The sequence below is a fragment of the Blastococcus saxobsidens DD2 genome, assembly GCF_000284015.1.
Lineage (GTDB): Bacteria > Actinomycetota > Actinomycetes > Mycobacteriales > Geodermatophilaceae > Blastococcus > Blastococcus saxobsidens_A.
Genome location: NC_016943.1, coordinates 165,326 through 179,968, shown reverse-complemented (window position 1 = coordinate 179,968; position 14,643 = coordinate 165,326). Strand labels below are relative to the sequence as shown.

The following is a 14,643-nucleotide window of genomic DNA, read 5'->3' as shown; positions in this document are numbered from 1 at the left end:
CGATCGGGGGTTTCCGGCCCGCCGGGGACGCCCCGTGGTTGCGGTGGTGCGACGACGGCGTGACGGCGACGACGACCTGGTGGAGAGGCTGTTGCGGCGGCTTTCGGGGGCCCGTTCCGGGAGTACACCTCTTCCTGCAGGCCCGTTCCACCGAAGGCGGGCCCGACAGATGGAGGCCATCGTGAACAGGTTCCGACTCGGTTCCCTGACGGTCCTCGCGGGGGTGGTGGCGCTGCTGGTCGGCGTCCTCGCCCCGGCGTCGGCCGCCGGCTCGGCACGTGCGCCGTACTGCGGCCTGGTGTGGGGCTCGCTGCCGGAGAGCAGCGCGGCGTCCGCCGCCGGCCTGGAGGTGACCGACGTGCGCGCCGGCCGCCACGCCTGCTTCGACCGCCTGGTCGTCGACCTGCGCGGTCCGGCGGCGGCGACCGGCTACTCGGTGCGCTACGTCGACACGGTGCACCAGGTGGGCACGGGCACGCCCATTGCGCTCGACGGTGGCGCGGCCCTGGAGGTCATCGTCCGCGCCCCGGCCTACGACCGGTACGGCCGCGCCACCTACCTGCCGCCCAGCCGCGGTGACGTCGTCGACGTCGACGGCTTCCGGACGTTCGAGCAGGTGGCGTGGGCCGGTTCCTACGAAGGCTCGACCACCCTGGGGATCGGCACCCGCGCCCGGCTGCCGTTCCGCACGTTCACCCTGGTCGGCGCCCCGGGGGACGACGCGGTGCGAGTGGTGATCGACGTGGCCCACCGCTGGTGACGGGACCCGTCGCCGCGAGATCTGCACACTGGTCGGCATCCGGGGACCCGGAAGGCACGCCGGTGTGCAGATCTCGCACGTCTCAGCCCTCGTGGAGCACCTCGGCCACCACCCGATTCGGGTTCTGCAGCCGGTAGACGCGGAACGGGCGCTCGGCGGTGGTGCCGAGGAAGGACACCATCTGCCCTTCGAAGATGGTGTCCAGGACGACCTCGCGGATGGCCTCGCCGCCCAGCGCGACCGGGTCGGGCCCGGCGTACGGCGGAACGCCGGTGTCCCCGGGCAGGCCCACGCCGGTGAGCACGACCTTCAGGACGGCGTCCCCCGCCACTTCCACCTCGAAGCCGCTCCCCGCCGACCGCGCCTCGGGGACGTAGCGTGCGTCCCAGCCGGGCAGCCCTCCGCCGTCCACCTCGAACACCACCCGGTCGAAGCCGGCGTGCCGGCTGACGCGGACGTCGGTCACGGTCACGGCGGCGTCGGGTGACGGCACGGCGGTGTCCGGGCGGGTGTCGGCGGTGAAGGGCGGCGGCACGGCAGGGGAAGGCGGCGGCACGGCGGGGGAGGGCGGCGGCACGGCCGTCGGAGGCGGCGGAACGGCAGGGACGGGCGCCGTGGTGACGGCCGGCGGGGACGGAGGCGTGAGGAAGACGGAGTAGTCGGCCGGCAGCAGAGGTGTGTCGGTGAGCGCACCGGACGGCAGCGGCGCCTCCACCGGCTCCCCCTCGCTGGTCAGTAGCACCGCCTCGACGCCGGGCAGGCTCGTGGCGGTCAGCACGATCTGCGCCACGGCCCGGCGGCTGGCCGCGCCGGAGGGCAGGGGCGCCACACCCGAGAGGTCGATCGTCGCCGTGGCCCCGTCGATGCCGGCCACCGAGAGCGTCACGCCGGGCGGCAGCGCCGTGGACAGCCGCCGGTCCTGCTCCTCCTCGGTCGGGCCGTCGGCCAGCGCGGACAGCAGTTCGCCGAGCCGCTCCTCGGTCGAGCCCGTCCCGCTGTCCCGGGCCCGGGGGACGAGCGCCTGGTCGGGGCCGACGAGGTAGGCCCAGCCGGCCTCGTCCCGGGGGACCGACGACGGCGCAGCCGACGCCTGCGGCGCGGGTGCGGCAAGCCCGTACGGGACGTCGGACGGCGCGATCGTCGACGGCGCCGAGCCGGTCGGGACCCCGCAGGACGACGTCACCGTGAGGACGGCGCCCAGCGTGCCGGCGGCTCCCAGGCGGTGCAGGCGGTTCACGTCCGTGCCACCGGCAGGGAGAGGACGAAGCGGGCGCCCCCGCCGGGGCGCTCGGCGCACCAGGCGGCGCCGCCGTGCTGCATGGTCGTCTCGGCCACGATGGCCAGCCCCAGCCCCGCCCCGGGCACCGAACGGCGCGCCGAGCCCGGCGCGCGTGCGAACCGCTCGAAGATCCGTTCGCGGTCCAGCGGGGCGACCCCCGGACCGGCGTCGTCCACCGTCACGACCACCGACCCCTCGCAGCGCCGCACCCCCACGCACACCGGACCGTCGCCGTAGCGGTCGGCGTTGTCGAGGAGGTTGCGCACGGCGCGCTCCAGCCGCGACTTGTCGCCGAGCACGGTGGTCTCGGGCTCCGGGCCGGCGTCCAGCAGCTCGACGGGTCGGCCGGTTCCCTCGAGCACCTCCCGGACCAGTGCCGTCATCGACACCGGGACGGCGTCCGGCACGTGGCCCGCGCCGTCGAACCAGGCCAGTTCCAGGAGGTCGTCCAGGGTGACCCGCAGGCGGGTGACCTCCCCCTCCACCAGGGCCAGCGCCTGCTGGGCCCGCGGCGGCAGCTCCTGGCGCCGCGTGGCCAGCACCTCGACGCTGGTGGTGAGGCTGGTCAGCGGGCTGCGGAGCTCGTGGCTGACGTCGCCGACGAACCGGGCGTCCCGCGAGATCCGCGCGGCGAGGGCGTCCACCATGCTGTTGAAGGCGGCCACGATCCCCACCAGATCGGGGTCGTCGGTCGCCGGGAGCCGGGTGGACAGCTCGCCGCCGGCGATCCGCGTCGCGGCGCCGGCCACCTGCTCCAGCGGGAGGACGGCGCGCCGGCTGGCCCACGCCCCGAACCCGGCCCCCGCCAGGGTCGCCACGCAGGCCCCGGCGCCGAGGACGACGGCCAGCGTCCGCAGCAGCGTCTCCAGCTCACCCAGCGGCGCGACCTCGTAGAACTCGACGCCGGCGCTCACCACGGGCACGGCGACGACGAGCTGCGGACCGTCCGCCGTCTCGACGCGCAGCGCGCCCGCGGCACCGGTCGCCACCACCTCCTGGAGCGCCCGCGGCACGTCGCGGCCACCGACGTCCAGGCTCGAGGAGTACCAGTCGTCCCCGCTACGGACGACGACCTCCGCGTCGCCGAACGGGACCAGCTCGCCGAGCACCCGCCCGACGTCGGCGCCCGCGGTGGACAGCCGGTTGCGGAGCACGTCGGCGTCGGCGAAGGCCTGCTGGGTGAGCGCCTGCTCCCGCTGCTCCACCACGTAGCTGCGGGCCAGCAGCCAGGTGGTCGTGACCAGCACGGCCGAGACCAGCAGCGTGCTGGCCGCGAAGCCCAGCACGATCCGCGCCCGGAGCCCCCGCCGTCCCGGAGTCCTGCTCACCCGCCGCTCCGGACGCGACCGGACGTCCCGGTCACTGCGGGTCCAGCCGGTAGCCCAGCCCCCGGACGGTGACGACGAGCCGCGGGGCGCTCGGGTCCCGCTCCACCTTGGTCCGCAGCCGCCGCACGTGGACGTCGACGATCCGCTCGTCCCCGAAGAAGCCGTGCTCCCAGACCCGCTCCAGCAGCGCCTGCCGGCTGAAGACCCGCCCGGGCGCCCCGGCCAGCTCGCACAGCACCCGGTACTCGGTGAGCGTCAGCGGCACCTGCCGGCTTCCCCGGTGGACGGTGCCGCTGGCCTCCCGGAGGACCAGCGGCGCCTCCGGGTCGTGATCGAGGACCACGCCCGCCTGCGCACCGTCGCCCTGGTGGCCCGCCGGCGCCGTCGCCGTCCGGCGGCGCAGGGCCCGCAGCCGTGCGGTGATCTCCTTGATCTGGAACGGCTTGGTGACGTAGTCGTCCGCGCCCACCTCGAGAGCGGCGACGATGTCCTGGGTGTCGGCGCGGGCGCTGACCACGACGACGGGCAGGTCGTGAGCGCGACGCACCTCGCGGATGACCGTGAAACCGTCCATCGACCCGAGCATCAGGTCGACGATCATCATGTCCGGGGCGGCGATGCCCACCATGCGGACGGCCTCCTCGCCGGAGGCGGCCTCGGCGACGTCGTACCCCTCGTCCTCCAGCGCCCACCGCAACGCGGTGCGGATGGAGTCGTCGTCCTCCACGATCAGGATCCGCAGCGACACGCGGACATGCTGCCACCACCGGACCGCCGCTCAGTGCAGCCCGGTCACCGTCATCCGATCGCAATGTGGCGAGACCGGAGATCGCAATCTCCGGTCGCGAGGCTACTGGCAGACCATCGGACCGCGACCGCCGAGGAGACCGCCGTGCGCCCTGCCGACCCCACCCACGACGGCCCGCGCGACTCCGACGAGGTGGTCGTGCGACTGACCGACGACCTGCTCGCCGACGGGGTCGCCGACATCCGCTGGCTGCTGCACGACGCCGTGCTGTCGGGTGCGCGGCACGTGGTCGTCGACGTCCGGGAGGTGGAGCAGCTGTCCAGCCCGGCCGTGGCCAGCTTCCTCTCCGCGCACCGTGCCTGCCGGGCCCGCGGCGGCAGCGTCGTCGTCCGGGGGGCCAACCGGCGGACGCTGGACCTGCTGCACCGGACGGGTCTGTGGCGCGTGCTGGACCTCGAGGGCAGCCTGGACCGCTCGGCCTGACCCCGCCGACGCCCGGCAGCTCCGCCGGGTCCCTCCTACGCTCGGCCGGGTGCCCACCGCGCTGCTCTGGTTCCGCAGGGACCTGCGGCTGCGCGACCACCCCGCGCTGCTGACGGCCCGGGACGCGGCCGGCCCGGACGGCGACGTGCTGCCGGTGTTCGTGTTCGACGACCGGCTGTGGGGGCCGTCCGGTGCGCCCCGCCGCCGCTTCCTCCTGGACTGCCTCGCCGCGCTGGACGACGACCTGGGCGGCGCGCTGGTGCTCCGTTCCGGTGACCCGACCCGGCTGCTGCCGGCACTGGTGCACGAGGCCGGGGCGACGTCGGTGCACGTCAGCGCCGACGCCGGGCCGTACGGCCGGCGCCGGGACGAGGCCGTGGAACGCGCGCTGGGCGACGTCCCGTTCGTGCGCACCGGCTCGCCGTACGCGGTGACGCCCGGCCGGGTCACCAAGCGGGACGGGTCGCCGTTCCGGGTCTGGTCCCCCTTCGCCCGGGCCTGGCGGGAGCACGGCTGGCGCGCACCGGCGCCGGGGCCCGACGGTGTCCGGTGGCGGACCGCCGTCCGCTCCGACGACCCGCCCCCGGCGCCGGACCTCGACGGCGTCGCCCTTCCCCCCGCCGGCGAGGCCGCCGCACTGGCCGCCTGAGAGCGATTCCGCAACGAGCGGCTGCTCGGCTACGCCGAGGGCCGCAACACCCCGGGCACCGACGGGACGAGCCGGATGTCGACCTACCTCAAGTACGGCTGCGTCCACCCCCGGACGCTGCTGGCCGACCTCGCCGCGGCGGAGCAGACCGAGTCGGTGCGCCGGTACACCGACGAGCTGGCCTGGCGGGACTTCTACGCCGACGTCCTCTGGCACCGCCCGGAGTCGGCCCGCGAGTACCTCAGGCCGGAGCTGCAGGCGTTGGGTCACGACAGCGGACCGCAGGCCGAGGAACTGGTGCGCGCCTGGGAGTCCGGCCGCACCGGTTTCCCGATCGTCGACGCCGGGATGCGGCAGTTGCTCGGCGAGGGGTACGTGCACAACCGGGTGCGGATGATCGTCGCCTCGTTCCTGGTGAAGGACCTGCACCAGGAGTGGACGCTCGGCGCGCGCTGGTTCATGCAGCACCTCGTCGACGGCGACCTCGCCAGCAACAACCACGGTTGGCAGTGGGTGGCGGGCACCGGCACCGACGCCTCGCCCTACTACCGCATCTTCAACCCGGTCGCCCAGGGGAAGAAGTTCGACCCGGACGGCGCCTACGTGAAGCGATGGGTGCCGGAGTTGCGCGACGTCGAGCCGCGGTACGTCCACGAGCCGTGGACGGCGCCCGGCGGCATCCCCGACGGCTATCCGGAGCCCGTCGTCGACCACGCGCACGAGCGCCAGGTGGCCCTCGACCGCTACGCCCGTGTCCGCGCCCGCTGAGCGGCGCCCCGCCGGTTCAGCCGACCAGCAGCGTCACCGGGTCCCGCCGGATGACGGTGCGGACGACCAGCGCGACCTCAGCCGCGGAGACGCGGAGCGCCACGGGCGGGATCGCGCCCGGTCGCAGGGTCCGCGGCCAGCGCGCGGGCCCAGGTCACCAGCCCCGGCACGTCCACCCCGTGCGGAGGGCGGTCCGCGTAGGAGCCGATGGTCGCCGCACCCCGCTCGAGCAGCGTCGTCGCCCCCGGGTCGTTGCCCCGGGCGGCGTGCGTCAGCCCGACGGCGAGCTGCGCGAGCCCGCGCCACAGCTGCCGCTCGTCCTCGGGTGCGGACTTCCAGGCATCCTCCAGCACCTCGTGGGCGTGGAAGGGGCGGCCGGCGTCCAGCAGCGCCTGGGCCTCGGCGAGGGCGAGGCCGGGCGGGCGGACGATCCCCTCGGGCGCCCGCTCCTCGCCGACGGCGCCGCGCGGCAACGGCCGCCCGAGGGCGTCCCGTGGCCGGGCGTTGCGGGCCCGGCCCTCCTCGTCGCGGTCGCGGTCGGGCACGGGCCCATCCTGCCCCGGCCGGGTACCGACCTGCGGGGCAGATCGACCGGGCGGACCCGATCGGATGGTGTCCGACCAGAAAATTTGGTCTGCTCGCATCCGGGTGCGGGTGCGTCGCGGAAGAGGGGGTGTCACACCTCCTGCTACGAGAGGAAAGACCATGAACACCACCACCCGCACGTTCGGTCGCACCGCCGGCGTCCTCGGCGCCGCCGGCGCCCTCGTCCTGGTCGCCAGCCCGGCCATGGCCGACAACCACACCGCCACCGTCTCGGTCCTGCACGCCGTCCCGGACACCCCGGTCGACGTCTACGCCAACGGTGAGCGGTTGATCGACGACTTCCAGCCCGGTACGCTGACCGACCCGCTGACGCTGCCCGCCGGCGACTACGATTTGGCGCTCTACCCGGCTGACGCCGCCGACGCCTCCGGTGAGCCTCTGCTGTCGGCGATGGACGTGGCCGTCCCCGCCGGCGCCAACGCCACCGTGGTGGCCCACCTGACCGAGGGCGGCGATCCCGCACTCACGCCATTCGTCAACGAGACCGGTGACATCCCCGCCGGCCAGGCCCGGCTCACCGTGCGGCACGTCGCCGCGGCGCCCGCCGTGGACGTCCGCGCCGGTGGTGAGGTCGTCGTCGACGGGCTGACCAACCCGAACGGCGAGTCGCTCACCGTCCCGGCCGGCACGGTGACCGCCGACGTCGTGCTCGCGGGCACCGACACCGTGGCCATCGGCCCGGCGGACCTGAGCCTCGCCGAGGGCACGACGACGATCGCGTACGCGTGGGGCTCGGGCGACGCCGGCTACGAGTTGGCCGTCCAGACGATCGCCGGCCAGCAGTCCGCTCCCGCCGGCGTCCCGGGTGGCTCGGGCGACGCCGGCTACGAGTTGGCCGTCCAGACGATCGCCGGCCAGCAGTCCGCTCCCGCCGGCGTCCCGGGTGGCTCGGCCGGCCTGGCCGACGACTCCGGCCTGCCGCTCCCCGTGGGTGCCGCTGCCCTGGCCGGCGTCGCGCTGGCCGCTGCCGGCGCCGTGCGGCTCGCCCGCGCCGCCCGCTGACCGCAGGCCGCAGGAGCACCTGATGCGACCCGCCGCCGCCACCATCGTCCTGGGGCTGGCCCTCGCTGTCGGCGCGCCGACCGCCTGGGCAGTCACCCGGCCGGAGGCGGCGGCGGGTCCGTCGCTCGACCGGGTGCTATCCGCACCCGCCGCCCCCACCGCGGCCCCGCCCGGGGCGGGGACCATGCCGCCCGCCACCGTCCGGGACGCCTCCCCCGTCGCCGTCCCGGCGCCGCCGCCACCCGTGCGCATCGAGCTGCCGGGGCAGGGGATCACCGCTCCCGTCGACCCCGTGGGCGTCGCCGGCGACGGTCAGATGGAGCTGCCCGAGGACGTGGCCCGCGTCGGCTGGTACCGCTTCGGGCCGGCGCCCGGCGAACCGGGCAACGCCGTGCTCGCCGGCCACGTCGACGACCGCGAGCAGGGCGCCGGCGCACTCTTCCCGCTGCGCGAGGTGGCTGCCGGTGCCGAGATCGTCGTCACCGACGCCACCGGGCAGGCCACGCGCTGGCGGGTGGTGTCCCGGGAGCTCGTGCAGAAGCAGGTGCTCCCGCTCGAGGCGCTCTTCGCCCGCGACGGCCCGCCCCGGCTCGTCGTCCTCACCTGCGGCGGGCCGTTCCTGCCGGAGTACCGCAGCTATCGGGACAACGTCGTGGTGGTCGCCGAGCCCGTCGCAGACGCCACGCCATGACCGGGTTGCTCCCCAGACGCACCGACCTCGGTAGCGTCCTCGGCGTGACGTCCGAGCCGGTGCCCGCGCCGCAGGGCGTAGGAGAGCCGGACGACGCCGAGGTGGGCCGCCGCTTCGCCGCCGGCGACGAGCAGGCGCTGGCGCTGGCCTACGAGCGGTGGGCGGGTCAGCTGCATGGCATGGCCGTGCGCGCCTTCGGCCCGGGGCCGGATGCCGAGGACGTCACCCAGCAGACCTTCATCTCGGCATGGACGGGGCGCGCCCGCTTCCGGCCGGACCAGGGCCCGCTGCCGGCCTGGCTGACCGGCGTCTGCCGGCACAAGATCGCCGACACCTGGGCGCGGCGCGATCGGCAGCGTCGCGAGGCGGAGGCGGCGGTCTCCCAGGTGCAGGCCGCGCCCGCCGGTGGGACGACACCGGCCGTCGACACCGCCGTCGCCGACCGGATGCTGGTGCTCGAGGAGCTCGACCGCCTCGGCCAGCCACAGCGCGGGATCATCGAACTGGCGTTCTTCGCCGACCTCACCCATGCCCAGATCGCCGAGCGGACCGGGATCCCGCTGGGCACGGTCAAATCCCATATCCGCCGCACTCTCGAACGCCTGAGAAACCGATTGGAGGTGGACGGTGCCGCACAGCCAGCCTGAACAGCTCGCCCTCGCCGCGCTGCACGAGGCCCTGCCGGCCGACGACGCCGCCCACCTGGCGTCCTGCGCCCAGTGCCGGTCCGACGTGGCCGCCCTGCAGCGCGCGGTCGACGCCGTGGCCATCCCCGAGTTCGCCGCTCCGGTGGCGGCCGTACCGCCGCCGCCGGCGGTATGGGCCGCGATCGCCACCGCCACCGGGGTGACGGCCGTACCACGGTCGGAGGTCTCCGCGGCTCCCGTCGCTCCCCCTGCCGCGGCCACCCCTCCGGTGGCCGACCCGCCGACGGCCCCGGCCGCAGCAGGGCAGGTGCTGCCGTTCCGGTCGCGCCGGCCCCGGCTGCTGCTGGTGGCGGCCGCCGTCGCCGCCGGCGCCGTCGTGGGAGCAGGGGCAGTGGCGGTCCTGAGCGGTCATGACGACGCCGAGCCGGTGGCCGCAGTGGCCCTCGACCCGTTCGGGGAGGAGCCCGCGTCGGGCCGGGCCCAGGTGGTCGTCCGCGACGACGGGTCCCGCGCGCTCCAGGTCGACCTCGACGCGCCGCCGCTCACCGAGGAGTACTACGAGATCTGGCTGATCGAGCCGGACGTCGTCGAGATGGTGCCCCTCGGGGTGCTGCGGCCGGGCACGCAGACCTTCGAGCTGCCGACCGGGATCGACCTGGGTGCGTACCCGATCGTCGACGTCTCGGTGGAGCCGCTGGACGGCGACCCGACGCACTCGGGGGTCTCGGTGGCCCGGGGTGTGCTGGACAGCTGAGCGACGCCTAGCGTGCTCTCCGTGACCGGCCCGCGCGACCGCCTGCTGCCCTCCGAGGACCTCGGCGCCTCGTGGCGGGCGGTGCGTCCCCGCCCCGCAGGCATCCACCTGGACAGCGCTGCCTCCAGCCGGCAGAGCCACCGGGCCCTGGAGGCAGCGGCACATCACGCCCGGCACGAGTCGGAACTGGGCGGCTACGTCGCCGAGGCGACCGCCGACGACCTCCTCCAGCAGGGGCGCTCGGTGCTCGGCGGGCTGGTCGGCATGGCGGCGGCAGACGTCGCATTCGTCGAGTCGGCCCAGGCGGCGCTGGTGGCCCTGCTCAGCGGATGGCGGCTGCCGGCCGGCTCCCGGGTGGCGTGCCTGCCGGGCGAGTACGCCCCCAACGTCGCCCAGCTGCGTGCCGCCGGCCTCCGGCCGGAGCCCCTACCGGTCGACGACCTGGGCCGCGCGGACGTCGAGGGGGTGGACCGGCTGCTGGCCACCGATCCCCCGCGGCTGGTGCATCTCACGCACATCGGGAGCCACCGGGGGCTGCTGCAGCCGGCCCGGGAGATCGCGGCGCTGTGCCGTGCGGCCGGAGTTCCCCTGGTGCTGGACGCCGCCCAGTCCCTGGGGCACGTCGACGTCGACCTGGGTGCCGACGTCGTCTACGGCACCTCGCGGAAGTGGCTGACCGGCCCCCGTGGCGTCGGGATGCTGTTCGCCCGGCCGGCGATCGCATCGCAGCTGGTGCCGGTCCTCCCCGAGCCGGAGGGGGAGCCGCCGCTGCGGGCCTTCGAGTCAGGGGAGGCGCACGTCGCCGGCCGGATCGGTCTCGTCGTCGCCGTGGGGGAGCACCTGGCGGCCGGCCCGGACCGGGTCCGCGGGCGGCTGGCCGCACTGGGGCGGGCGACCCGGGAACTGCTCGATGGCGTCGCCGGTTGGCGGGTCGTGGAACCGGTCGAGGAGCCCACCGCGACCACCACGCTGCGCCCACCGGACGAAGTGGACGTCCTCCGGACGCGGACCCGGCTCCTGACCGAGCAGGGGATCGTGGTGAGCGCGATCGGGCCGGAGCGCGCACCGGGGGAGATGACCGGCCCCGTCCTGCGCGTGTCACCGCACCTGGACGCCACGATCGAGGACCTCGAGGCGCTCGCCGCCGCCCTGTGACCGGGCGCGCTCGTGCTACGGCCGTCGCGCCCCCTTGGTCCGCAGGGCTGCGCGAGTGCCCCGGAGCCGAATCCGGGCCGACTCTGGCTTTGTGCTGCAGAAGGTCCCCGCTGGAGGCGGTTGCCGGGCATGCCGAAAGGGGCCCCAGCACGGATGCTGGGGCCCCTTCGGGAATGGTTGTCCGGCGGCGTCCTACTCTCCCACCCCGTCTCCAGGGCAGTACCATCGGCGCTGAGAGGCTTAGCTTCCGGGTTCGGAATGTTGCCGGGCGTTTCCCTCTCGCCATGGCCGCCGTAACTCTGTGAACCTGTACGAACCGGTCTGGTTCGTGCGTTCAGAACCGCACAGTGGACGCGTGACATCTTCGTGTTGACCCGTTGTCACAGAGCACCTGAGTGTAGGTGTTGTGTGGTCAAGCCCTCGGCCTGTTAGTACCGGTCAGCTGCACACCTTGCGGTGCTTCCACTTCCGGCCTATCAACCCGCTGGTCTGGGCGGGGGCCTTACCCGGTTGACCCGGTGAGAGACCTCATCTTGAAGCGAGCTTCCCGCTTAGATGCTTTCAGCGGTTATCCCTGCCGAACGTAGCTAACCAGCAGTGCACCTGGCGGTACAACTGGCACACCAGAGGTTCGTCCGTCCCGGTCCTCTCGTACTAGGGACAGCTCTTCTCAAGTCTCTTACGCGCGCGGCGGATAGGGACCGAACTGTCTCACGACGTTCTAAACCCAGCTCGCGTACCGCTTTAATGGGCGAACAGCCCAACCCTTGGGACCTACTCCAGCCCCAGGATGCGACGAGCCGACATCGAGGTGCCAAACCATCCCGTCGATATGGACTCTTGGGGAAGATCAGCCTGTTATCCCCGGGGTACCTTTTATCCGTTGAGCGACACCGCTTCCACATGCCGGTGCCGGGTCACTAGTCCCAGCTTTCGCTCCTGCTCGACCCGTCGGTCTCGCAGTCAAGCTCCCTTGTGCACTTGCACTCGACACCTGATTGCCAACCAGGCTGAGGGAACCTTTGGGCGCCTCCGTTACATTTTGGGAGGCAACCGCCCCAGTTAAACTACCCACCTGACACTGTCCCTGATCCGGATCACGGACCGAGGTTAGACATCCAATTCGACCAGAGTGGTATTTCAACGGCGACTCCACGAACACTGGCGTGCCCGCTTCGCAGTCTCCCACCTATCCTACACAAGCCGAACCGAACACCAATATCAAGCTATAGTAAAGGTCCCGGGGTCTTTCCGTCCTGCCGCGCGTAACGAGCATCTTTACTCGTAGTGCAATTTCGCCGAGCCTGTGGTTGAGACAGCTGAGAAGTCGTTACGCCATTCGTGCAGGTCGGAACTTACCCGACAAGGAATTTCGCTACCTTAGGATGGTTATAGTTACCACCGCCGTTTACTGGCGCTTGAGTTCTGAGCTTCGCCTTGCGGCTAACCCGTCCCCTTAACGTTCCAGCACCGGGCAGGCGTCAGTCCGTATACATCGTCTTACGACTTCGCACGGACCTGTGTTTTTAGTAAACAGTCGCTTCTCACTGGTCTCTGCGGCCACCCACCGCTCCCCACTGCAAGAGCGGTTCACGATCGATGGCCCCCCTTCTCCCGAAGTTACGGGGGCATTTTGCCGAGTTCCTTAACCACAGTTCGCTCGATCGCCTCGGTATTCTCTACCTGACCACCTGAGTTGGTTTGGGGTACGGGCCGCTCGGAACTCGCTAGAGGCTTTTCTCGGCAGCATAGGATCATCCAATTCGCCTCAATCGGCTATGCATCAGGTCTCACCCTCGTGTGGAACGGATTTACCTATCCCACGGGCCACACCCTTGCCCCGGTACTACCACTCACCGGTAGGACTACCTTCCTGCGTCACCCCATCGCTTGCCTACTACCAGTCCGGGTCCCCAGCTTCCCCGGCGTGCCCACAAGTGGGCGCACCGGCGTCGGTGGGTTAGCATCGCTGGGTTCAGCATGGGCGTTCCTTCGCGGGTACGGGAATATCAACCCGTTGTCCATCGACTACGCCTGTCGGCCTCGCCTTAGGTCCCGACTCACCCTGGGCGGATTAGCCTGGCCCAGGAACCCTTGGTCTTCCGGCGGGGGAGGTTCTCACTCCCCTCTCGCTACTCATGCCTGCATTCTCACTCGTGTGGCGTCCACGGCTGGATCACTCCGCCGCTTCCACCGCCACACGACGCTCCCCTACCCATCCACACACCTGGCCGGCACCTTCGAGAGGTACCGGCGGGCGATCATGTGAATGCCACGGCTTCGGCGGTGTGCTTGAGCCCCGCTACATTGTCGGCGCGGAACCACTTGACCAGTGAGCTATTACGCACTCTTTCAAGGGTGGCTGCTTCTAAGCCAACCTCCTGGTTGTCTCTGCGATCCCACATCCTTTTCCACTTAGCACACGCTTAGGGGCCTTAGCCGATGATCTGGGCTGTTTCCCTCTCGACTACGAACCTTATCGCCCGCAGTCTCACTGCCACGCTCTCACTTACCGGCATTCGGAGTTTGGTTGACGTCAGTAACCTTGTGGGGCCCATCGGCCATCCAGTGCTCTACCTCCGGCAAGAAACACGTGACGCTGCACCTAAATGCATTTCGGGGAGAACCAGCTATCACCGAGTTTGATTGGCCTTTCACCCCTACCCACAGCTCATCCCCCAGGTTTTCAACCCTGGTGGGTTCGGTCCTCCACGCGGTCTTACCCGCGCTTCAACCTGGCCATGGGTAGATCACTCGGCTTCGGGTCTAGAGCACGCGACTGAAGATCGCCCTGTTCGGACTCGCTTTCGCTACGGCTACCCCACACGGGTTAACCTCGCCACGTACCACTAACTCGCAGGCTCATTCTTCAAAAGGCACGCAATCACCCCCACCCCGAAGGGCATAAGGCTCTCACGGCTTGTAGGCACACGGTTTCAGGTACTATTTCACTCCCCTCCCGGGGTACTTTTCACCTTTCCCTCACGGTACTTGTCCGCTATCGGTCACCAGGGAGTATTCAGGCTTAGCGGGTGGTCCCGCCAGATTCACACCGAATTTCACGGGCTCGGTGCTACTTGGGAACAAGCTCGGGAGAGACTCGGTTTTCGTGTACGGGGCTCTCACCCTCTACGGCGACCCCTTCCAGAGGCCTTCCACTAACACAAGTCTTTTATGACTCCCCGCCACCCCGGCAGGAGTGACTGAACTGTCCCACGACCCCGCCTCCACAACGCCTGCCGGCTATCACATGGAAACGGTTTAGCCTCTTCCGCTTTCGCTCGCCACTACTCACGGAATCACTGTTGTTTTCTCTTCCTGTGGGTACTGAGATGTTTCACTTCCCCACGTTCCCTCCACACGCCCTATGTGTTCAGGCGCGGGTCACACCACATGACTGGTGCGGGGTTCCCCCATTCGGACATCCTCGGATCAACGCTCGGTTGACAGCTCCCCGAGGCTTATCGCAGCCTCCTACGTCCTTCATCGGCTCCTGGTGCCCAGGCATCCACCGTGTGCCCTTAACAACTTGGCCACACAAAAATCCCACCCACCACACGCCCGGAAGGACATCGATGAGCGGGCCTACACACTCGAAACTCTGCTAATCAGAGTCAAAAGATGCTCGCGTCCACTGTGCAGTTCTCAACGTACGACCAGCCACCGGTCACCCGACCCCGCCGAACCCGACCCACCCCGCAAGGGGCATCGGTGGTACGAGATGCAGACCGGCCCTGACACAAGGACAACAACCCGACCCCGCACGCGGGGCG

13 protein-coding genes and 2 rRNA genes are annotated in these 14,643 nt (G+C 71.6%); 9 read left to right on the top strand and 6 right to left on the bottom strand.

The window, feature by feature from the left end:
- Positions 1–181: 181 nt before the first annotated feature.
- Complete coding sequence (locus BLASA_RS00795) at positions 182–760, top strand: AMIN-like domain-containing (lipo)protein (protein WP_231839522.1); 579 nt, start codon at positions 182–184, stop codon at positions 758–760.
- Positions 761–842: 82 nt separating this feature from the next.
- Here BLASA_RS00795 and BLASA_RS24700 read toward each other — a convergent pair whose 3' ends face one another.
- Genes BLASA_RS24700 through BLASA_RS00775 form a run of 3 tightly spaced genes read right to left on the bottom strand, consistent with a single transcriptional unit; the run spans position 843 to position 4,115 of the window.
- Positions 843–1,997, bottom strand: a complete 1,155-nt coding sequence (locus BLASA_RS24700) for a GerMN domain-containing protein (RefSeq protein ID WP_014374084.1) — start codon at positions 1,995–1,997, stop codon at positions 843–845.
- Positions 1,994–3,367 carry a sensor histidine kinase gene (locus BLASA_RS00780; RefSeq protein WP_041775531.1) on the bottom strand — a complete coding sequence of 458 codons (1,374 nt, stop codon included), beginning with the start codon at positions 3,365–3,367 and terminating at the stop codon, positions 1,994–1,996. Before BLASA_RS00780 ends, BLASA_RS24700 begins: the two co-directional genes overlap by 4 nt.
- Positions 3,368–3,398: 31 nt before the next feature.
- Positions 3,399–4,115 carry a response regulator gene (locus tag BLASA_RS00775; protein WP_014374082.1) on the bottom strand — a complete coding sequence of 239 codons (717 nt, stop codon included), beginning with the start codon at positions 4,113–4,115 and terminating at the stop codon, positions 3,399–3,401.
- A gap of 144 nt (positions 4,116–4,259) precedes the next feature.
- Between BLASA_RS00775 and BLASA_RS00770 the strand changes: the two genes are divergently transcribed.
- The 3 genes from BLASA_RS00770 (at position 4,260) to BLASA_RS25720 (ending at position 6,015) form a co-directional block, all read left to right on the top strand.
- A complete protein-coding gene (locus tag BLASA_RS00770; protein ID WP_014374081.1) occupies positions 4,260–4,598 on the top strand; it encodes an STAS domain-containing protein in 339 nt (112 codons plus the stop codon).
- 49 nt (positions 4,599–4,647) lie between these two features.
- The gene (locus BLASA_RS25725) at positions 4,648–5,247 is read left to right on the top strand and encodes a deoxyribodipyrimidine photo-lyase (protein ID WP_014374080.1); all 600 of its coding nucleotides are present in this window, start codon (positions 4,648–4,650) and stop codon (positions 5,245–5,247) included.
- A 75-nt stretch (positions 5,248–5,322) separates the two neighbouring features.
- Positions 5,323–6,015 (top strand): cryptochrome/photolyase family protein, encoded by a 693-nt coding sequence (locus tag BLASA_RS25720; RefSeq protein WP_014374079.1) that lies wholly within the window; start codon positions 5,323–5,325, stop codon positions 6,013–6,015.
- Positions 6,016–6,092: 77 nt separating this feature from the next.
- Here BLASA_RS25720 and BLASA_RS00760 read toward each other — a convergent pair whose 3' ends face one another.
- Entirely contained in the window at positions 6,093–6,560 is a 468-nt protein-coding gene (locus BLASA_RS00760; RefSeq protein ID WP_014374078.1) for a DUF309 domain-containing protein, read from the bottom strand.
- A 160-nt stretch (positions 6,561–6,720) separates the two neighbouring features.
- Here BLASA_RS00760 and BLASA_RS00755 point away from each other — a divergent pair, with 160 nt between their 5' ends.
- The 5 genes from BLASA_RS00755 to egtE are packed head-to-tail and all read left to right on the top strand — an operon-like array spanning position 6,721 to position 10,870.
- Complete coding sequence (locus BLASA_RS00755; protein WP_014374077.1) at positions 6,721–7,623, top strand: DUF4397 domain-containing protein; 903 nt, start codon at positions 6,721–6,723, stop codon at positions 7,621–7,623.
- A 22-nt stretch (positions 7,624–7,645) separates the two neighbouring features.
- Complete coding sequence (locus BLASA_RS00750) at positions 7,646–8,314, top strand: class F sortase (protein WP_014374076.1); 669 nt, start codon at positions 7,646–7,648, stop codon at positions 8,312–8,314.
- Between the two features lie 44 nt (positions 8,315–8,358).
- Positions 8,359–8,961: an RNA polymerase sigma factor gene (locus BLASA_RS00745; protein WP_231839521.1), complete on the top strand. Its 603-nt coding sequence runs from the start codon at positions 8,359–8,361 to the stop codon at positions 8,959–8,961.
- Complete coding sequence (locus BLASA_RS00740) at positions 8,942–9,715, top strand: anti-sigma factor (RefSeq protein ID WP_014374074.1); 774 nt, start codon at positions 8,942–8,944, stop codon at positions 9,713–9,715. The genes BLASA_RS00745 and BLASA_RS00740 overlap by 20 nt, the downstream gene beginning before the upstream one ends.
- A gap of 21 nt (positions 9,716–9,736) precedes the next feature.
- A complete protein-coding gene (gene egtE, locus BLASA_RS00735) occupies positions 9,737–10,870 on the top strand; it encodes an ergothioneine biosynthesis PLP-dependent enzyme EgtE (protein WP_014374073.1) in 1,134 nt (377 codons plus the stop codon).
- Between the two features lie 179 nt (positions 10,871–11,049).
- Here the strand turns inward: egtE and rrf are convergent.
- A 5S ribosomal RNA gene (rrf, locus tag BLASA_RS00730) occupies positions 11,050–11,166 on the bottom strand.
- 112 nt (positions 11,167–11,278) lie between these two features.
- Positions 11,279–14,405, bottom strand: a 23S ribosomal RNA gene (locus BLASA_RS00725).
- Between the last annotated feature and the right edge of the window lie 238 nt (positions 14,406–14,643).

What these genes read in the sequence shown, in the direction of transcription:
- BLASA_RS25720 (WP_014374079.1), top strand. Translation starts at nt 5,323, where the DNA reads ATGTCGACCTACCTCAAGTACGGCTGCGTCCACCCCCGGACGCTGCTG.
- BLASA_RS00755 (WP_014374077.1), top strand. Translation starts at nt 6,721, where the DNA reads ATGAACACCACCACCCGCACGTTCGGTCGCACCGCCGGCGTCCTCGGC.
- BLASA_RS00750 (WP_014374076.1), top strand. Translation starts at nt 7,646, where the DNA reads ATGCGACCCGCCGCCGCCACCATCGTCCTGGGGCTGGCCCTCGCTGTC.